At 67.6% G+C, this 18561-nt stretch carries 15 protein-coding genes and 3 pseudogenes; 13 read left to right on the forward strand and 5 right to left on the reverse strand.

The genetic code is table 11. From position 1 onward, the window contains the following. Window positions 1-2 precede the first annotated feature (2 nt). Window positions 3-1097, forward strand: coding sequence for a hypothetical protein (locus tag P0Y60_06150; GenBank protein WEK62335.1), 1095 nt, complete (start codon window positions 3-5; stop codon window positions 1095-1097). An 18-nt stretch (window positions 1098-1115) separates the two neighbouring features. Here P0Y60_06150 and P0Y60_06155 read toward each other — a convergent pair. Next, a pseudogene (locus P0Y60_06155) lies at window positions 1116-2332 on the reverse strand (class I SAM-dependent methyltransferase). A gap of 162 nt (window positions 2333-2494) precedes the next feature. Here P0Y60_06155 and groES point away from each other — a divergent pair. The 3 genes and pseudogenes from groES to P0Y60_06170 all read left to right on the forward strand — a co-directional run bounded on the left by groES (window position 2495) and on the right by P0Y60_06170 (window position 5299). Then, window positions 2495-2790 (forward strand): annotated as a pseudogene (groES, locus tag P0Y60_06160) (co-chaperone GroES). Window positions 2791-2962: 172 nt separating this feature from the next. Further along, a pseudogene (gene rarD / locus P0Y60_06165) lies at window positions 2963-3900 on the forward strand (EamA family transporter RarD). Between the two features lie 145 nt (window positions 3901-4045). Continuing rightward, complete coding sequence (locus P0Y60_06170) at window positions 4046-5299, forward strand: ABC transporter substrate-binding protein (GenBank protein WEK62336.1); 1254 nt, start codon at window positions 4046-4048, stop codon at window positions 5297-5299. A 294-nt stretch (window positions 5300-5593) separates the two neighbouring features. On the opposite strand, the gene P0Y60_06175 is transcribed toward P0Y60_06170, so the two are convergent. From P0Y60_06175 to P0Y60_06190, 4 genes are read right to left on the reverse strand one after another with little or no spacing between them, the layout of a single operon-like run. Continuing rightward, window positions 5594-6361, reverse strand: a complete 768-nt coding sequence (locus P0Y60_06175) for an ABC transporter ATP-binding protein (protein WEK62337.1) — start codon at window positions 6359-6361, stop codon at window positions 5594-5596. Next, the gene (locus P0Y60_06180; GenBank protein ID WEK62338.1) at window positions 6358-7350 is read right to left on the reverse strand and encodes an ABC transporter ATP-binding protein; all 993 of its coding nucleotides are present in this window, start codon (window positions 7348-7350) and stop codon (window positions 6358-6360) included. The genes P0Y60_06175 and P0Y60_06180 overlap by 4 nt, the downstream gene beginning before the upstream one ends. After that, window positions 7340-8317: a branched-chain amino acid ABC transporter permease gene (locus P0Y60_06185; protein WEK62339.1), complete on the reverse strand. Its 978-nt coding sequence runs from the start codon at window positions 8315-8317 to the stop codon at window positions 7340-7342. The genes P0Y60_06180 and P0Y60_06185 overlap by 11 nt, the downstream gene beginning before the upstream one ends. Before the next feature lie 3 nt (window positions 8318-8320). Then, window positions 8321-9676 (reverse strand): branched-chain amino acid ABC transporter permease, encoded by a 1356-nt coding sequence (locus P0Y60_06190; protein WEK62340.1) that lies wholly within the window; start codon window positions 9674-9676, stop codon window positions 8321-8323. Between the two features lie 251 nt (window positions 9677-9927). On the opposite strand from P0Y60_06190, the gene guaB reads away from it, so the two are divergent. The 9 genes from guaB to P0Y60_06235 all read left to right on the forward strand — a co-directional run bounded on the left by guaB (window position 9928) and on the right by P0Y60_06235 (window position 18532). After that, entirely contained in the window at window positions 9928-11430 is a 1503-nt protein-coding gene (gene guaB, locus P0Y60_06195; GenBank protein WEK62341.1) for an IMP dehydrogenase, read from the forward strand. Between the two features lie 64 nt (window positions 11431-11494). After that, a complete protein-coding gene (locus P0Y60_06200; GenBank protein ID WEK62342.1) occupies window positions 11495-11809 on the forward strand; it encodes a DUF2277 domain-containing protein in 315 nt (104 codons plus the stop codon). 219 nt (window positions 11810-12028) lie between these two features. Beyond that, window positions 12029-13072, forward strand: a complete 1044-nt coding sequence (locus P0Y60_06205) for a response regulator (protein WEK62343.1) — start codon at window positions 12029-12031, stop codon at window positions 13070-13072. Continuing rightward, window positions 13072-14058 carry an ATP-grasp domain-containing protein gene (locus tag P0Y60_06210; protein WEK62344.1) on the forward strand — a complete coding sequence of 329 codons (987 nt, stop codon included), beginning with the start codon at window positions 13072-13074 and terminating at the stop codon, window positions 14056-14058. Before P0Y60_06205 ends, P0Y60_06210 begins: the two co-directional genes overlap by 1 nt. Then, entirely contained in the window at window positions 14058-14771 is a 714-nt protein-coding gene (locus tag P0Y60_06215) for a PHP domain-containing protein (protein WEK62863.1), read from the forward strand. Before P0Y60_06210 ends, P0Y60_06215 begins: the two co-directional genes overlap by 1 nt. Beyond that, window positions 14771-16258 (forward strand): glycosyltransferase, encoded by a 1488-nt coding sequence (locus tag P0Y60_06220; GenBank protein ID WEK62345.1) that lies wholly within the window; start codon window positions 14771-14773, stop codon window positions 16256-16258. Before P0Y60_06215 ends, P0Y60_06220 begins: the two co-directional genes overlap by 1 nt. Beyond that, on the forward strand, window positions 16255-16398 hold the full coding sequence (locus P0Y60_06225; GenBank protein ID WEK62346.1) for a hypothetical protein: 144 nt from the start codon (window positions 16255-16257) through the stop codon (window positions 16396-16398). The genes P0Y60_06220 and P0Y60_06225 overlap by 4 nt, the downstream gene beginning before the upstream one ends. After that, window positions 16395-16742, forward strand: coding sequence for a response regulator (locus tag P0Y60_06230; GenBank protein WEK62347.1), 348 nt, complete (start codon window positions 16395-16397; stop codon window positions 16740-16742). The genes P0Y60_06225 and P0Y60_06230 overlap by 4 nt, the downstream gene beginning before the upstream one ends. Next, the gene (locus P0Y60_06235) at window positions 16739-18532 is read left to right on the forward strand and encodes an ATP-binding protein (protein WEK62348.1); all 1794 of its coding nucleotides are present in this window, start codon (window positions 16739-16741) and stop codon (window positions 18530-18532) included. Before P0Y60_06230 ends, P0Y60_06235 begins: the two co-directional genes overlap by 4 nt. The last annotated feature ends 29 nt before the right edge of the window (window positions 18533-18561 follow it).

Here is an 18561-nt window from a genome sequence, read left to right on the forward strand (position 1 = left end):
CGATGCTGGATGCCGCCGACCTTGCCGAGATGCGCGCATTGCAGGCGCGTGCCTATGGGCGCGATGGCGGGTTGGATGCCGCGGAGGCGTCGCGTCTGCGGGACCTCATGCGACGGGCCGCTCGGCCCGTTCGCCCGGAACCGGCGGCGCCGACCGTGCCTCGCAGCGCCGGAGATCTGCCGAATATCGGAGGGTCTGCTCCGGATACGGTCCGATCGAGCGCAGATCTCCGCGGGAGCGACGATGTCGCGACCGACGTCTCGGTCGACGTGCCCACTGCGGAGGTCGCTGAGCCGACCCGGTTCCGGCACGTTCTGCTGCGGCGCTGGCGGACGTTGCTGCTGGGCGTCGTCGTGACGCTTGTGCTCGGGATCGGTCTGGGATGGATGCTGTTCGCGCCTGCGGGCGCCGAGGCCGTGGTGCTCACGCCGGCTCAGCAGGAGTGGCAGGCGGAGCTCGTCGCGGACGACGACTACGACCACGGCTCTGTGCGTCCGATCGCCGTGGAGGCCGGGGTCGTGCTGTGGTTCGCCACGCAGTCCGACGGCAAGCGGCTCTGTCTGGTGATGGGCAACGGCACTCGGAACAACGCCACGTGCGATCGCGACGAGATCGTGCGCGAGAGCGGGCTGTACGGCACGATGGTCGTCGAGCACGCGGAAGGGCAGACCGAGGTGAGCGGACAGCTGATCCTCACCCGGGGCGGGGAACCGGCGGTGATCGTGAGCAGCTACGAGAACGGGCCGCTCGGCAACGTGCCGACCTACGACACCGACGACGATGAGCGTTTCGCGGCGCTCCTGGTCGATCAGGGCTTCGATCAGAACTCGGTCTGGCCCGTGGGGCGCGATGGCGACAACCCGATCTGGACGGGGGCGCGTCCAGACGAGGGAACGCAGTGCCTGATCTACGGATCGACCTCGGAGGTGCTGGACATGCGCTGCGAGAGCTCGTTGGACAGCGGCGGGCTGTGGGTCGAGCACGTGGACGACAAGACGCGACAGAAGACGAGGGTCGACTGGTCGTGGACGACCAACTACGGTCCGACGCTCACGATCACGCGCGAGAACGATGACGGCGATGTCACGCCGGAGTGAGCGCGCGGAGCGCGACCTCTAGGCCGGGGACGCGACCCGATCGGCGAGGATCGCGCGGTGCTGATCGCCGATCCGCGTCATGATGAGCGTGGCCGATCCGTCGCCCTTCAGCCGCAGCCTCTTCCGGAATGCGGCCGGGTCGATGTCGACACCGCGCTTCTTGATCTCGAGCGTGCCGATGCCCTCGGCCTGGAGCACAGCGCTGATCGCCTTGGGGTTCGCGGCCATGGTCTCCCGCACCCGGAACGTCTGCACGAACGGGCTCGTGAGGGGGGTGTCGGAGGTCAGGTAGGCGATCTTCGGGTCGACCATGCCCGCGTCCAGGCTCGCGCGCCACGTCTCCGATGAGTCGCGCGCGGATCACCGCACCGTCCGGTTCGTGCACGAATGCCCCGAGCCCGCGCACCGGCGCATCCTCGGCGTCCGCGCCCGCGGTCATCTCGTGCGACCGCTCGCCGCGCATCACGAGGGCCGCACGACGAACGCCCTCACGCGCGAGCGCACCGGTCCACACCACCAGCTCGACCACGCTGCCGTCGGCGCTCACCCACTGGGCCTCGGCGTCCGCGGGGAGCGCGTCGCGGTCATGCGCCGGACCGAGCTTGATGCCGGTCGGCAGACGTGCGGCGAGGGCGAACGCCCAGTCCAGAGACGGGGAGTAGTCGTCGGCCGAGACGCGGCGGGTCTCGCTGTGGCCGGCGGTGCGACGCGCGGGTCCATCCAGACCGCCTCGTAGCCGCTGATGTCGGCATCCTCTGCGGTGCCGTGCCGCACGACCGTGCCGGCCGAGTCGTCGCCTATCGCGCCGAAAGGCGCGAGGTTGTACGCCGCGATCGCAGCGGTGACCTCGTCGGCGTCGACGGCCAGCACAGTCGAGTCCTGCGCCGGCGAAGGCGAGCGCATCGCCGCCGATGCCGCAGCCGAGGTCCGCGACGCGCGTGATGCCCGCTCGGCGGATGCGCTGCGCATGACGAGCGGCCACCGGCAGCCGCGTCGCCTGCTCGAGCCCGGCTCGGGTGAACAGCATCCGTCGGGCGAACGGCCCGAACTTCGCGTCGCCTTGGCGCGCAGATGCGCCTGGCCGACGACGGCCGAGACGAGGTCGGGGGAGTGGCCGGCGGCGCGCAGCCGGGAGACGGCGCGCGCGACCTCGGCGCGTGGTCACGGGGTCCGATCCCGTCGAGCAGGTCCAGTCCCGCGGGGGTCAGCAGGGCTTGCAGCTCGGACATCTCCACGCATCTCAGCCTAGAGCCGCGAGGGGTGAGCTCGGATCGCGACCCGCGGCTGGCACTCGCGTTGCATGAGTGCCAGCCGACCGCCTAGACTGGCGTTAGCACTCTCGGGTTGAGAGTGCGAACTAGTCTTTCGTGTCAGCGTCAAGAAAGAAGAGGTAGACCGTGTCGGTTTCCATCAAGCCGCTCGAGGACCGCATCGTCATCAAGCAGGTCGAGGCCGAGCAGACCACCGCGAGTGGCCTGGTCATCCCCGACACCGCCAAGGAGAAGCCCCAGGAGGGCGAGGTCGTGGCCGTGGGCCCCGGCCGCATCGACGACAACGGCAACCGCGTTCCGCTCGACGTCGCCGTCGGCGACCGCGTGCTCTACAGCAAGTACGGCGGCACCGAGGTGAAGTTCGGCGCGACGAGTTCCTCGTCCTGTCGGCTCGCGACGTGCTCGCAGTCGTCGTCCGCTGAGCAACGTCTTCGAAGGGGCCGGATGCTACGGCATCCGGGCCCCTTCTGCGTCCCGAGGCGGCCGTGGAGCGCCGGCGGAGGTGATCGGCGCCACCCGGCATCGGTTCCTGCCAATCTCGCGGCCGGACCCTCGCCGTGCTGGCAGCGCGGTTCGCCGGGCATAGGGTAGTCGGTGACCCCCGATACGACGAGCCGCGCGACGCAGACCGCCGGAGTCGCATACGCCGGTGCCGCGTACCTCCTGTGGGGCGTGCTTCCCCTCTACTTCATCCTGCTCGTGCCCACCGGCCCGTGGGAGGTCGTCGCCTGGCGCGTGCTGCTGTCCTTCGTGTTCTGCCTCGTCCTGCTCACCGTCATGCGCGGGTGGGCGGCGTTCCGCGCGATCCTCCGACAGCCGAAACTCCTCGCGTGGACCGCGCTCGCCGGACTCCTGATCTACATCAACTGGCAGGTCTTCCTCATCGGGACTCTGACGGCAACGTCGTCGAGACCAGCCTGGGCTACTTCATCAACCCGATCACCACCGTGCTGCTCGGTGTGCTCGTGCTGAAGGAGCGCATCCGCCGTCTGCAGTGGGCCGCCATCGGGATCGCCGGCGGTCGCGGTCGCGGTGATCATCGTCGCGCTACGGATCCTTCCCGTGGATCGCACTCTCGCTCACCGCGTCCTTCGGCGTCTACGGGCTCATCAAGAAGAAGATCGGTCCGGCCGTCGACGCCGTCAGCGGTCTGACCCTCGAGTCGTTCTGGCTGATCCCGATCGCGATCGTGCAGCTGATCCTGGTGGCGCAGACCGCCGACGGACTGACCATGGGCACACACGGGGGATGGCACGCGGTGCTGCTGGCGTTCGCGGGTGTGGCGACCGCTGTTCCCGCTGCTGCTGTTCGCGGCGGGAACGCGTCGCGTGAACCTGACCGTGATCGGCATGATCCAGTTCATCACCCCGGTCATGCAGTTCGTGATCGGTGTGGTGGTGTTGCACGAGCCCATGCCGGCGGAACGCTGGGCCGGCTTCATCATCGTCTGGATCGCGATCATCGTCTTCGTGATCGACCTGCTGCTGGCCGCCCGACGAGGTCGCAGGAACGCCCCGGCCGAGCGCGTCTGATCCGCCGACGCGGCAGCCGCGGAACCCGGTGTCGGATCGTTAACGCACCGAAATACTTGCGACCCCTCTGCGCGTGTCGCACGCCCTAGGGTTAGAGCACCCGACCGTGGTCTCGATCCACGTTCAGTTACGCAAGGGAGCACCAATGAACGCATTGAAGGGTTCGCGCCGCGCGAAGGTCTTCGCCGGGATCGCGCTGCTCAGCGCATCCGCCATCGTCGTCGCAGGCTGCAGCAGCACGCCGAACGCCGAGCCGTCCGAGGGTGGGGACAAGCCCGCCGTCGACCTGACGCTCAAGCTCGGTTCGCTGCTTCCCGCCACGGGTTCGCTCGCATTCCTCGGTGCGCCGATGGAAGCCGGCGTGCAGCTCGCGGTGCAGCAGATCAACGACGCCGACGCCGGAGTCACGATCGACCTCACGACGGCTGACGAGGGTGACCTCGACAACAAGGCCTACGAGACCTCGATCACGAACCTGCAGAACGCGGGCATCACCGCGATGATCGGCGCCGCGTCGTCGAGCGTCACGAAGCTGATCCTCGACGGAAACGCCGGTGCGGGCATCCTCACCGTCTCGCCGTCGAACACGTCGCCGGACTTCACGGGCATCAACCCGCTGTACTTCCGCACGGCGCCGAGCGACAACCTGCAGGGTGAGGTGCTCGGCAACCAGATCGCCGAGGACGGTCACAAGACCCTCGGCATCATCTACCAGAACGACCCCTACGGCACGGGCCTCTTCGAAGCCATCAAGGCGACGTTCGAGGGCACCGGCGGCGAGGTCGTGGCCGAGCAGTCCTACAACCAGGGTGACGGTCAGTTCAACGCCCAGGTGTCCGCCGTCGCGGCTGCGAAGCCCGACGCTGTCGCCGTGGTCTCGTACGACCAGTTCGCGACGATCGCTCCGCTGCTCGGCAACGCCGGCATCGACACCGGTTCGCTGTACCTGGTCGACGGCAACCTGAAGGACTGGGGAACCGACATCCCGGTCAGCCTCGAGGGATCGAAGGGAACCCGCGCCGGCGCCGAGCTGCCGCAGGACTTCCTGGACCAGCTCAACGAGGTCTGGACCGCCGACGGCAACGACCCCATCGACGCCGTGACCTACTCTGCTGAGGCCTACGACGCCGTGATCCTCATCGCGCTGTCGGCACTCGCTGCCGGTTCGGTCGAGGGCGCTGACATGGCCGACCAGATGCGCACGGTCTCGGGTGGCGATGGTGATGGCGAGAAGTGCACCACGTTCGCTGACTGCGCCGAGATCATCAACGGCGGTGGCACGGCGGACTACAACGGTCTGTCCGGCGACATCACGTTCGACGAGAACAACGACCCGAAGGGCGCTGCCATCGGCGTCTACGAGTTCGACGCCGACAACGTCACGTCGCGCATCAAGTAATTCCTGAATCACGAAGGCCCCGGATGTTCGCATCCGGGGCCTTCGTGCTGTCTGGGCCGCCCCACGGCGCACGCCCTATGTGCGCACGCCCTCACGCTCGCCGGCCGCATGCCCCCGCGGAGTTGGCACCTGTTGTCGTTATGGGGCGCCGGTGGCGACAAGAGGTGTCAACTTCGTGCGGCGGGGCTGGGGTGGGGAGGCTGGGGTGGGGGAGTGGGGTGGGGAAGCAAGGGCGTGCAGCACACATGAAAGAGGGGGATGCCGGCCGGCATCCCCCTCTTCGTGTCTGTCGCCTCAGGCGGCGTCGGTGCCGAGCGTGCCCAGGTACAGGCCGATGACCTTGGGGTCGTTCAGGAGGTCGCGTCCGGTGCCCTCGTACGCGTCGCGGCCCTGGTCGAGCACGTAGCCGCGGTCGCAGATCTGCAGGCAGCGCCGCGCGTTCTGCTCGACCATGATCGTGGTGACCCCGGCCTTGTTGATGTCGGAGACGCGGATGAACGCGTCGTCCTGACGCACGGGGGAGAGGCCGGCCGACGGCTCGTCGAGCAGCAGCACGGACGGGTCCATCATGAGCGCCCGCGACATCGCGACCATCTGCCGCTCGCCGCCCGACAGCGAGCCGGCCCGCTGCTTCAGGCGCTTGCCCAGCTCCGCGAAGATGCTGCTCACGAACTCCAGCCGCTCGGCGAAGATCTTGGGGTTCTGGTAGAGCCCCATCTCCAGGTTCTCCTGGATCGTCAGCGAGGGGAACACGTTGTTCGTCTGCGGCACGAAGGCCACGCCGCGGCGGACGAGCTTGTCAGCCTTGAGGCCGACGATGCTCTCGCCGTTGACGGTGATGTCGCCGTCGCGCACGTTGACCATGCCGAAGATCGACTTGAGCAGCGTGGACTTGCCGGCGCCGTTCGGACCGATGATGCCGATCAGCTCGCCCTTGCGCGCGACGAGGTTCGCCCCGTTGAGGATGTTCACGCCCGGCAGATATCCGGCGTGCACGTCCTTCAGCTCGACGATCACGTCGTCGTTCTTGATCTCGTTGCGGACGGGGGATACGTCGGTCATGCCTTCTCCTCCTCGGCGTCTTCGGTGGCCTCTTCGGCTTCCACCTCGGCCTCGACCTGCTCGCGGAACTTCGCCGCGTCGATGTCGGCGATCACGGGGATGCGGCCGGTGACGGCACCGAGGTCCACGTCCTGATGCGCGCCCAGGTAGGCATCGACCACTGCGGGGTCCTCCATCACCGTCTCCGGCGGTCCCTCGGCGACGACACGGCCTTCGGCCATCACGACGACCCAGTCGGCGATGTGGCGCACCATGTGCATGTCATGCTCGACGAAGAGCACGGTCATGCCGAGATCCTTGAGGTCGAGGATGTGATCGAGCAGCGACTGCGTGAGAGCGGGGTTGACCCCGGCCATGGGCTCGTCGAGCATGACGAGCGTCGGATCGCTCATGAGGGCGCGAGCCATCTCCAGCAGCTTCCGCTGTCCGCCCGAGAGCGACGCCGCGAAGTCCTGTTCCTTGGCGTCGAGCTTGAAACGGGTGAGCAGTTCGTGAGCCCGCGCTTCGATCTCGGCATCCTGCTTGCGCCAGAGGAAGGGGAAGAGTCCTGCCCAGAAACCCTCGCCGCGCTGCCCCTTGGCGCCGAGCTTCATGTTCTCGAGCACGGTGAGCAACGACAGCGATTTCGTCAGCTGGAAGGTGCGCACCTGACCCATGCGCGCGACCTTGAAGGAGGGGATACCGGAGAGGTTCTTGCCGTCGAACGACCAGGTGCCGCTGTTGGGCTTGTCGAAGCCGCACAGGAGGTTGAACAGGGTCGTCTTGCCGGCTCCGTTGGGGCCGATGAGTGCGGTGATCGCGCCGCGGGGGATCTCGACGTGGTCGACATCCACCGCGGTCAGGCCACCGAAGCGCCGTTGCACGGCGTCGACGGTGAGGATGGGATCGACCTTCGGGACGCCGGGTGCCGCAGGGCCGATGGCGAGACCGGTGGTCTTGGCGCGGGGTGCGCTCTTCGCGGGTGCGACCGCGTTGTCGTCACTTGACAAAGGTCATCTCCCTCTTGTTTCCGAGGATCCCCTGGGGGCGGAAAATGACGATCAGCATCAGCACGATGCCGATCACGATGTAGCGCACCACGTCGGCCTGCGCGCCCGACATGGGCAGGTAGCCGGCGTTCGCCATGGCGGGGAGGAGTGCGCCGAGGAAGGCGAACACGACCCAGAACAGGACGGCGCCCAATGTGGGTCCGAAGACCGTGGCCGCGCCGCCCAGGAGGAGGATGGTCCACAGGAAGAACGTCAGCGACGTCGAGTAGCTGCCGGGGATCACGGCCGACGGCAGCACGAAGACGATGCCTCCGAGGGCGCCGATCACGCCACCGACGACGAGCGCCTGCATCTTGTAGGCGAAGACGTTCTTGCCCAGCGAGCGCACGGCGTCTTCGTCTTCACGGATGCCCTTGAGCACGCGGCCCCAGGGGCTGCGCATGAGCGCCCAGACGACGAGCACCGCGAGCGCGAGAGCGAAAAGTCCGACGACGCGCACCCACAGGTCGTTCTCGTTGTACGTCCACGGACCGAAGCCGTACGTTCCCGGAGGGAACGGGTTCGCGTCGCGGAAGCTCTGGTGGTAGCCCGAGAGCCCACCGGCCGAGTTCGTCCAGTCCTTGAACAGCTCGGTCACGAACAGCAGACGCACGACCTCCGCCGTGGCGATGGTGGCGATGGCGAGGTAGTCCGCGCGCAGGCGCAGCGTCGGGATGCCGAGCACCAGGGCGAACGCGGCGCCGGCGAGCACACCGACGAGAACGCCGGCCCACCACGGGAAGCCGAAGGTGAGGATCGAGATCGCGTAGCCGTAGGCGCCGACCGCCATGAAGGCGGCCATGCCGAAGTTCAGCAGACCGGTGTAGCCGAAGTGCACCGCTAGACCCGTCGCCGCCAACGCGTACGCGATCGTCGTCGGGCTGAACAGATAGGAGGCTGTGTTGCCGAAGATGCTTCCGAAGTCCATGCGTCAGCCCAACCTTTCCTTGCGTCCGAGGATGCCCTGCGGTCGTACGAGCAGGATCACGATCAGTGCGACGAGAGCGGTGGCGTACTTGAGGTCGGAAGGGACTCCGAAGAGCGTCGACACCTCGACCGCGAGTCCGACGATGATCGAGCCGATCAGCGCGCCGATCGCGGAACCGAGACCGCCGAGCGTGATCGCGCAGAACATCAGCAGCAGCATCTGCATGCCCATGTCCCACTTGACGCCGGGGCGGAAGTACGCCCACAGGATGCCGGAGATCGCGGCCAGCGCGCCGGCCAGGATCCACACCGTGCGGATCACCTTGTCGACATCGATGCCGGATGCGGCCGCGAGCGACGGGTTGTCCGAGATCGCCCTGGTCGCCTTGCCGGTTCGCGTCCGGGTCAGGAAGAAGGCGACACCCAGGATCACGATGATGCTGGTGCCCATGCCGATCATGTCGATATACGACAGCGAGATCGGACCGAGACGGATCGGCGTCGGGCTCGCACCGGGCAGCTGGTAGGTGTTGCCGCCGATGATGTACTGCAGTCCGTAACGGAGGGCGAGCGAGAGACCGATGCTCACGATCATGAGCTGCACGACACCGAGGCCACGCCGTCGGAGCGGCTTCCAGAGCCCGGCATCCAACGCCCACCCGAGGGCGGCACCGCCGATCACGGCGGCGATGATGCCGAGCCAGAGCGGCAGCTGCCAGAACGTGGTGAACAGCAGAGCGACGACCGCGCCCCAGGTGACCATCTCGCCGTGGGCGAAGTTCGACAGACGCGTGGTCCCGTAGATGAGCGCGGCGCCCATCGAGGCAAGGCCCAGCAGGAGGCCGAAGTTCAGTCCTCCGACGAGACGCGACAGCAGCTGATCGACGAACGACACGGTGACTCGCTCACCGGCACCGAGGAAGAAGTTCACGATCTTCGTGCCGGTGAGACCGAACTCCAGTTCGAACGACGCGGTCGTGCCCGACACGGGTTGGATCCCCTCGGGCAGCTGGGAGGCGTCGACGATGACCCCGTCCGGCAGCGTCGATTCATCGACCGTGAGCGTGTACGTCTCCTTCTCGGGCACGTACAGACGCCACTTGCCTTCGGCGTCGGTCTCGGTCTCGGCCTCGAAGCCGTTTCCGTCGATCGACATGACGACGCCCTCGACGGGCTCATCGGCGTTGGTGACCACGCCCGCGAAGTAGAAGTCGGTGACATCCTGGCCGTCGTCCGTCGTCTCGGCGGACGCCGAGACACCGGGTTGCAACAGGAATGCCGATAGAGCGATCAGGATGCCGAGGAAGGCGACCACCCAGGGGCGACGCTTTCGGTGCACGGCGAGTGCTGTGGGTCCCACGCAACCTCCACTGTGAGTGCTGTCTCTACGGCGTCGGGTGTGAACCGCAGAGCTGGACGGTGTGTTTGAGCGTAGTGCGCGGCCAGCGAATCTCCTACACATCCCCCTATGGCTAGGGTGACGGTCCGATAACGGGAATGTTCTCGGGCGCGTCTCGCTTAGAATCTCTATACGGGTGACGGCCCGTATCGGACGACGGCGACCGACTCACTCTCACTCGCAATCGCGCGGCCAGCGCAGGAGGAGCCCCCATGGAACAGCACGACCCCTTCGGTTTCGTCGGACTGACGTACGACGACGTGCTGTTGCTTCCGGGGCACACAGATGTGATCCCCAGCGAGGCCGACACCTCGTCCCGCGTCACGCGGCGCATCTCCGTCGCCACGCCTCTGCTCTCGAGCGCCATGGACACCGTCACCGAGTCGCGAATGGCCATCGCGATGGCGCGCGAGGGGGGGATCGGCATCCTGCACCGCAACCTGTCGATCGCCGACCAGGCGTCGCAGGTCGACCGCGTCAAGCGCAGCGAGTCCGGCATGATCACCGACCCGATCACAACCACGCCCGACGCGACGGTCGAAGAGGTCGACGCGCTGTGCGCGCAGTACCGCATCTCGGGCCTTCCCGTGGTCGACCCGGACGGTCGACTGGTGGGCATCATCACCAACCGCGACATGCGCTTCGTCTCCGGCTTCGAGCGCCAGACCACCTTCGTCAAGGACGTCATGACCTCGGAGGGCCTCGTCACCGCGCCGGTCGGTGTGGCAGCCGGTGAGGTGATCGCGCTGTTCGCGAAGCACCGCGTCGAGAAGCTGCCGCTGATCGATGCCGACGGCACGCTCGCCGGGCTCATCACGATCAAGGACTTCGACAAGAGCGAGAAGTACCCCCTCGCGACGAAGGACGACCAGGGGCGCCTGCGCGTCGGCGCGGCCATCGGCTTCTTCGGCGACGCCTGGGAGCGCGCGGAGGCACTGCGCGACGCCGGCGTGGACGTGCTCGTCGTCGACACCGCGAACGGTCAGTCGCAGGGCGTGATCGATCTGGTCCGTCGCCTCAAGGCAGACGAATCGTTCGCACACATCGACATCATCGGCGGCAACGTGGCCACGCGCGAGGGCGCGCAGGCGCTCATCGACGCTGGTGTGGATGCCGTCAAGGTCGGCGTCGGACCCGGTTCGATCTGCACCACCCGCGTCGTCGCGGGCGTCGGAGTGCCGCAGGTCACGGCGGTCTATGAGGCCTCTCTCGCTGCGCGCCCCGCAGGAATTCCCGTGATCGCCGACGGCGGTCTGCAGTATTCGGGCGACATCGCCAAGGCGCTGGTCGCCGGAGCGGATGCCGTGATGTTGGGCTCGCTGCTCGCCGGTACCGACGAGTCGCCGGGTGAGATCGTCTTCCAGTCGGGCAAGCAGTTCAAGCAGTACCGCGGCATGGGCTCCCTCGGGGCCATGCAGACCCGCGGCAAGCAGACCTCGTACTCGAAGGACCGCTACTTCCAGGCCGACGTGCCCAGCGACGACAAGCTCATCCCCGAGGGCATCGAGGGGCAGGTGCCCTACAGGGGACCGGTCTCGGCGGTGGCCTACCAGCTGGTCGGGGGACTGCGTCAGTCCATGTTCTATGTGGGCGCTCGCACGATCGAGGAGCTCAAGCTGCGCGGCAAGTTCGTGCGCATCACCTCGGCCGGACTCAAGGAGTCGCACCCGCACGACGTGCAGATCGTCGTCGAGGCGCCCAACTACAAGAAGTAACGGCTCCGCAGAGGCGCACGGACGGCCCTTGGCCGCATCGGCGTATCGGCCTACCCTGGCAGGCATGTGCCGCAACATCCTCCCGCTGAACAACCTCGAGCCCGCAGCGACCGACCAGGAGTGCCACGACGCTGCTCTGCAGTTCGTGCGGAAGATCGCCGGGACGACGAAGCCGTCTCGGGTCAACCAGGCCGTGTTCGACGAGGCTGTCGAGGAGATCGCGCGGGCCGCCCGGCTACTGCTGGACGGCCTCGTGACGACCGCCCCTCCCAAACGGCGCGAAGACGAAGCCGCCAAGAGGCAGGCGCGATCGGCGGAACGGTATGAGGCGATCCGGCTCTACCAACAGGAGAAACGTGCGGCTCGCGCGGCATCCTGAGAGCGGGTGAATCCTGCACGCCGTCGCCATCGATGCCGAGCGCCGAGGACGCCACGCCGTGCGCAGATGCGATGCGCGATCCAGCGCGTCGCCGGTGTGCCAGAATCATCAAGAAAACCCCGCTCGACTTTCCCTGTGAGCTCCCGGTGTTGAAGGCCACCGTGAGTTCGACGTCGGCCTCACGGCCGTCAGGGAATTTCCCCAAGGAGAGCTGCACACATGACACTGGACGCACCCCGCGTACTCGTCGTCGATGACGACCCGGACGTCGCACTGCTCGTGAAGACGGTGCTCGAGCGACGAGCCGGCTGCACCGTCGACGTCGCCGGCGATGGACGCTCCGCGCTGGAGAAGGTCGCCGAGGTGCGCCCCGACGTCGTGGTCACCGACATCGAGATGCCGGGACTGAGCGGCATCGAGCTGCTCGCCGAACTGCGACGGCTGATCCCGGGGGTTCCCGTCATCGTGATGACCGCCCATGTGTCGGTCGACTATGCGGTGTCGGCGTTGCGCGCCCAGGCAGACGAGTTCCTCACCAAGCCGCTCGACAACGCTCGCCTGGTCGAGACGATCACCCGTCTCGTCGAAGAAGGACGCCGCCGTCAGGCCGAGAGCCGTCCGAAGAACGTCGTGCTCGCGATCGGGGCGCATCCGGATGACGTCGAGATCGGCGTCGGTGGGCTGCTGTCCGCGCACTCCCAGGCCGGTGACGACGTGACGATTCTCACGCTCTCGCGTGGCGCGCGTGGGGGTGACGCTGACAGTCGGCAGAACGAGTCCCTCGCGTCGGCCGAGATCCTCGGTGCACGGCTGTTCCTGAAAGACCTCGTCGACACGGAGATCTCCGGCGGCGGTGCGACTGTTCGCCTCATCGAAGAGGTCGTCCGCGAGATCCAGCCGACGATCGTCTACACGCACTCGCAGAATGATCGGCATCAGGACCACCGCGCGGTGAGCGAGGCGACGATCGTCGCCACCCGTCGCGTGGGGACGGTCGCGTGCTACCAGAGCCCCTCGTCGACCATCGACTTCCGGCCGACGCGCTTCGTCCGCATCGACCAGTACCTCGAGCAGAAGCTGCGTCTCCTGGAGTGCTTCCAGTCACAGACCGCGAGCCGGGACTACCTCAACCCCGACTTCGTCAGCGCCACCGCACGGTATTGGTCCCGCTTCGGCGGCGGCCTGGCGGTCGAGCCGTTGGAGGTCGTTCGGGAGACAGCGGAGTTCGTCGGTGCGCACGAGCTCTCGAGACGGGAGAGCTGATGACGACGCGCGTTCTGGTCACGGGAGCCGGCGGACCTGCCGGAGTGGCGGTCATCCGGTCGCTTCTGCGCCGGTCGGATCTGACGGTGTTCGCCGCCGACATGGACGGCTGGGCGAGTGGGCTGTATCTGGTGCCGGCGGAGCAGCGGCGCCTCATCCCGCCGGGGCGCGACGACGACTTCGTGCCCGCGATCGCGAAGCTCGTGGCCGACGACTCGCTCGACCTCGTGATCTCGACCGTCGACGTCGAGCTCGTCGCCGTCGCCGGGCGCCGCGAGGAGCTCGCTCCCGCTGTGCTCGCCGCGCCCTCGGCAGACACGCTGAACGCGGCGCTCGACAAGCTCATCCTCGCTGAACGCTGCGCGCCCACCGGCTTCGCTCCGCGCACGGTGCTCGCAGGACCCGATGCGGAGAGCGTCGACTGGGAATACCCGGTCTTCGCCAAGCCGCGGCAGGGAGCGGGCAGCCGCGGCATCCGTCTGGTCCCCGATCGGGCCGCCCTCGAGGCGCTGCCCACCGATGAGGGCCTCATCGTGCAGGACTTCCTCCCGGGCGAGGAGTACTCCGTCGACGTGATCGCCGATGCGCAGGGCACCGTGATCGCTGCGGTGCCGCGCACGCGCGCGCGGGTGGATTCGGGAGTGGCCATCGCCGGACGCACCGTCCGCGATCCGGAACTCGAGGAGACCGCCGCCGCACTCGCGCGGGCGATCGGACTCGTCGGTGTCGCCAATGTGCAGTTGCGGCGTGATCGGTCCGGACGGGCCGTGCTGCTCGAGATCAATCCGCGTTTCCCCGGCGCCCTGCCGCTCACGATCGCGGCCGGCGTCGACATCCCGTCGCTCGTCGTCGATCTGTTCCTGGGCAAGGAGCTTCCCGCGCGCGTGCCGTTCCGCGAGGTCGCCTCCGTGCGCTTCCTGGAGGATGTGATCGTCGAGGTCGAAGACGTCCTGGTCTCCGCGCACGCGGGGCATCAGGAGGAATGATGGCCCACGAGGTGCTGCGCGGCGACCATCACGTGCACTCGACGTTCTCCGACGATGCGGTCTCGACGCTTGCCGAGAACGTCGAGGCCGCGGCGGCCCGCGGGCTCACTCGTCTACGCCTGGTCGACCATGTGCGCCGGAGCACGACGTGGGTGCCCGAGTACCTCGCCGCCGTGCGGGCGCTCGACGTGCCCGACGGACTCACCGTGCTCAGTGGTGTCGAGGCGAAGGTGCTCAACGCCGCGGGGGATCTCGACATCCCCGCATTGCCGGGCGGGATCGATCGGATCCTCATCGCCGACCATCAGTTCCCCGGCGTCGACGGACCTCTCGGTCCGACGGCGGTGCGCGAGCGGATCGCGGCCGGATGGGCGCCGGATGACGTCCTGGACCAGTTCGTGTCGGCTCTGATCAGCTCGATGACCCGGTATCCGGGCAACCAGCTGGCGCACTGCTTCTCGATCCTGCCCAAGATCGGCCTCGCCGAACGGCAGCTGGGCTCCGAGCGCCTCCAGGCGTGGGCCGAGGCAGCAGCCTCGACGAACACGCTCGTCGAGGTGAACGAGAAGTGGGGATGCCCCGAACCCTCGACGTTGCGTGCGCTGCGCACGGCGGGGGCGGAGCTCGTCGCATCGACGGACAGCCACGTCGCCACCGACGTCGGTCGATACGACAGGGTCAAGACTCTGCTGGATGACGCGGGGCTACTCTGATGGCCGAGCTCACCTGGCTCGAGACCGCGTTCGTGATCTTCCTGCTGATCTGCGTTTTCGTGGGCACTCTGCCCGTGATCAACACGGGACTGCAGTTCCTCACCCTTCCGCTGCACGCCTTCCGCAACCACTACGCCAAGGCGGCGCCGTATCACCCGCGCATCGCCGTGATCATCCCGGCGTGGAATGAAGGCCTCGTCATCGGCCCGGCGATCGAGCGCCTGCTGCAGCTGGAGTACCCGGCCGAGCGGCTGCGCGTCTTCGTGGTCGATGACGCCTCGACGGACGACACCCCCGACATCGTCACGGCGAAGGCCGCGACCTACCCCGGGCGCGTGGTCCACCTGCGACGCGAGGTCGGAGGCGAGGGCAAGGCGCACACGCTCAATCACGGTCTCGACATCGTGCTCGCCGACGAGTGGACCGAGGCGGTCCTGATCATGGACGCCGACGTCATCTTCGCGAAGGACTCGTTGCGCAAGCTCAGCAGGCACCTCTCGGATGAGAAGGTCGGTGCCGTCACCGCCTACATCGCCGAGGGCAGCCGCGACCGCAACTACCTCACCCGCTTCATCGCGATCGAGTACGTGATCGGTCAGCTCGCGGCGCGGCGCACGCAGAACGTCGGGGGAGCGATCGCCTGCCTGGCGGGCGGGGCGCAATTGCACTCGCGCGCCAACCTGGAGGCGATCGGCGGGCGGATCCCGACCGGAACCCTGGCCGAAGACACCATGACCACCTTCGAGGGGCAGCTGAAGGGCCGCCGGATGGTGTTCGAGCCGCACGCCGTCGTGTTCGCCGAGGAACCCCGCACGATCGATGCGCTCTGGAAGCAGCGCCTGCGATGGGGGCGCGGCAATGTGCAACTCACCTCGATCTACCGCAAGCTGTGGTTCCGTCCGAGCCGTGTGCACAACCTCGGCAGCTTCCCCTTCGGCCTCGCCTGGTTCACCATCCTGCTGCTGCCGGCATTCATGCTGCTCGCCGCGGGGGCACTCCTGACGCTGCTCATCCTCCACAGCGATATCGCGGAGTTCGTGTTCCGCTTCATGTGGATCGCGGCCGCGTGCATCTACCTGTTCTCCATCCTCTTCGCAGTACAGCTCGACACCCGCATCGGGCGGCAATCCTGGCGTGAGGCGTTGATGTTCCCCGGGCTCGGCGCGTTGATCCTGATGGCCATCGCGCTGTTCCCCTGGCTCTTCGAGCGAGGACTCGCCGAGATCGGATGGGGGCTGACCGATCAGACCCGCTTCACCTGGGCGGTGATCTTCTACCTCTGGGGCCCGATCTCGATGCTCGGCATCTGGCTCGCCCGAGCGGTGGAGAAGCTGCCGGGTGGGCGGTTCTTCGCAGGTCTTCTGCTCTACATCTGCGGATACGGATCGCTGCTCTGCGCGATCACGGTGGACTCCTACATCAAGGAATGGCGTCGGGCCGATGCCTCATGGATCAAGACTGAGAAGATCGGACGGGTCGACTCATGACCGAGACACCTTCGCACCAGGCTGAGGTGGATGAGATCGCCACCGACGCCCGCAAGGAGCATCGCCTCGTCTGGCAGGGGCTGCTCGCCTTCGCGATCGTCTTGGTGATCGTCATCGTGCGAGAGCTGTTCCTCCGATGACCGGACGGCCGCTCGCCCTCGTGGTCGAGGACAGTGCCGATCAGACCGCCCTGCTGCGCCGCTACCTCGACAGGGAGGGGTTCGAGGTGCACATCGCCATCGATGCGGAGGCCGCGATCGCCGCGTTCTCGGACATCGATCCTGCTGTCGCCGTCGTCGACCTCCTCCTGCCCGGAGTCTCGGGCGCGGAATGCGCGCGTCTGATCCGCGAGCGATTCCCGGACTGCTTCCTCGTGATCAGCTCGGTGCTCGACACGACCGACTATCCGCCGGCGGATGCGGCGCTGCCCAAGCCCCTCACCGGCGCGGACGTGCACCGCATCCTCGCGGGAGTCCCGCGGTGAACGCCGCGACGCCGCTGGATCGCGCCGAGAACCGCTGGTACCAGCTGTTCGACAACCCCAGTCCGCTGCTCAAGCAGTCGCCGACGGCGATCGCGATCGTGGTCGCCGCGCTCGTCGCCTGGCTCAATCCCGACCTCGCCTTCACGCAGGGTCTCGCAGCGCTCGCCGGCATCTTCCTGGTGCTGCTGGCGACAGCTCATTCGGCCGTCCTCAGCGGGCTACGAGTGTACGAGGGCTGGGTCGTGCTCATCATCCCCATGATCGACATCCTCGGTCTGGGGCTCTTCCGTGCGGGGACCGGTGGGGCGTCGTCGATCTTCGGTTCGCTCGTCCTCCTGCCGGTGGTCTGGATCGCCGCAGCTCCCGGCATCCGCTGGGTGTTCGTCGTGGGAGGGCTGACGTCGATCGCCCTGCTCATGCCGTACTTCGCCAGCCCGCCGGACACGGCCATCGAGTGGCTGCGCGGTGTCGTCGGCCCTCTCGTGTTCTCGGCCATGGCCGCGGTCGTCAACGAACTCTCTCGGCAGCAGCGCGTGCGCGCCGAACAGGCTGAAGAGCTCGTCGCCGAGCGCACGGCGGCGCTGAAGGGCAACGTGGCCGTGCTCGTGCAATTGCGCGAGAAGGAGATGCAGTACCGCGCGCTCGTGGAGTCGTACGAAAGTCTGTGGTCGTCGATCACCGCTCAAGCCGTGATCGGCACCGACTACTCCGGACGCATCACGGCATGGAACCCCGGCGCGGAACGGCTGCTCGGTCTCACCTACGCCGAGGCCATGGACGATGTGCCCATCGACCGATTCTTCCCGGATGCCGTGCTGACGATGTTGGCGCAGGACAACCCAGGACCTGCGCATCCGCTCGCATCGCCCGATCTGGCCCAGGGCATCCAGGCGCTGTTCGCGCGGGTCGACGCCGAGCAGATCGTCGATGGAGACCTGGCGATAGCGACCGCGGGTGGCACCGTCGTGCCCGCCCGGGTGACGGTCAGTCCGTATCAGGACGGCGCAGGCGCTCATCAGGGATACCTGCTCGTGGTGACGGACGAGAGCCGGGCTGTCGAGGTCGCTCGTATGAAGGACGAGTTCGTGGGGATGATCTCGCACGAGCTGAGAACCCCGCTGAGCGCGATCATCGGTTTCCTCGATCTGCTGCAGAACGATCCGGGGCAGCCGCTCACGGAGGACCAGCAGGAGTTCGTCGGGATCATCGAGCGCAATGCCCAGCGTCTGCTCAATCTCGTCGGCGACCTGTTGTTCACCGCGCAGGTTGAGTCCGGTCGATTCCCGCTCGATCGGGCAGAGGCCGACGTGATCGACATCGTGCGATCGGCGGTGACGTCGGCCGGTCCGCATGCGCAGCGCGAGGGGATCACACTGACGGCGGACCTCCCGGACGCGGCGGTGCCGCTGATGATCGACGCGGGGCGCATCGGTCAGGCCGTCGACAACCTGCTCTCCAACGCCATCAAGTTCACGCCGGCCGGCGGCAGCGTCACCGCCGGGGTACGACTCGTCGACGGGGGAGTGGAGCTGCGGGTGCGCGACACCGGCGTCGGCATCCCGGAGGATGAGCAGGGGATGCTGTTCACCCGCTTCTTCCGGGCATCCACGGCGACGCAGAACGCGGTGCCCGGAGTCGGATTGGGGCTCACGATCACGCGCGCCATCGTCATCGCGCACGGGGGCGTCATGGATCTGACGAGCGAGGAGGGCGTCGGCACAGAGTTCCGCTTCACGCTTCCCTCCGCGCCGCGCACGGAGGTGTTGACCACGCTCAGCCTGCCCGAGTGAGCGAGGTGGTCTGAGACACCGATCACCTG

This window comes from Candidatus Microbacterium colombiense (assembly GCA_029203165.1).
In the GTDB taxonomy this organism is placed as follows: domain Bacteria; phylum Actinomycetota; class Actinomycetes; order Actinomycetales; family Microbacteriaceae; genus Microbacterium; species Microbacterium colombiense.

Excerpts from the sequence above, each read along its gene's own strand:
- P0Y60_06230 (WEK62347.1), top strand. The coding sequence starts at position 16,395 with ATGACCGGACGGCCGCTCGCCCTCGTGGTCGAGGACAGTGCCGATCAG.
- P0Y60_06215 (WEK62863.1), top strand. The coding sequence starts at position 14,058 with ATGGCCCACGAGGTGCTGCGCGGCGACCATCACGTGCACTCGACGTTC.
- P0Y60_06175 (WEK62337.1), bottom strand. The coding sequence starts at position 6,361 with ATGACCGACGTATCCCCCGTCCGCAACGAGATCAAGAACGACGACGTG.
- P0Y60_06220 (WEK62345.1), top strand. The coding sequence starts at position 14,771 with ATGGCCGAGCTCACCTGGCTCGAGACCGCGTTCGTGATCTTCCTGCTG.
- P0Y60_06150 (WEK62335.1), top strand. The coding sequence starts at position 3 with ATGCTGGATGCCGCCGACCTTGCCGAGATGCGCGCATTGCAGGCGCGT.
- P0Y60_06170 (WEK62336.1), top strand. The coding sequence starts at position 4,046 with ATGAACGCATTGAAGGGTTCGCGCCGCGCGAAGGTCTTCGCCGGGATC.
- guaB (WEK62341.1), top strand. The coding sequence starts at position 9,928 with ATGGAACAGCACGACCCCTTCGGTTTCGTCGGACTGACGTACGACGAC.
- P0Y60_06210 (WEK62344.1), top strand. The coding sequence starts at position 13,072 with ATGACGACGCGCGTTCTGGTCACGGGAGCCGGCGGACCTGCCGGAGTG.
- P0Y60_06205 (WEK62343.1), top strand. The coding sequence starts at position 12,029 with ATGACACTGGACGCACCCCGCGTACTCGTCGTCGATGACGACCCGGAC.
- P0Y60_06225 (WEK62346.1), top strand. The coding sequence starts at position 16,255 with ATGACCGAGACACCTTCGCACCAGGCTGAGGTGGATGAGATCGCCACC.
- P0Y60_06200 (WEK62342.1), top strand. The coding sequence starts at position 11,495 with ATGTGCCGCAACATCCTCCCGCTGAACAACCTCGAGCCCGCAGCGACC.
- P0Y60_06185 (WEK62339.1), bottom strand. The coding sequence starts at position 8,317 with ATGGACTTCGGAAGCATCTTCGGCAACACAGCCTCCTATCTGTTCAGC.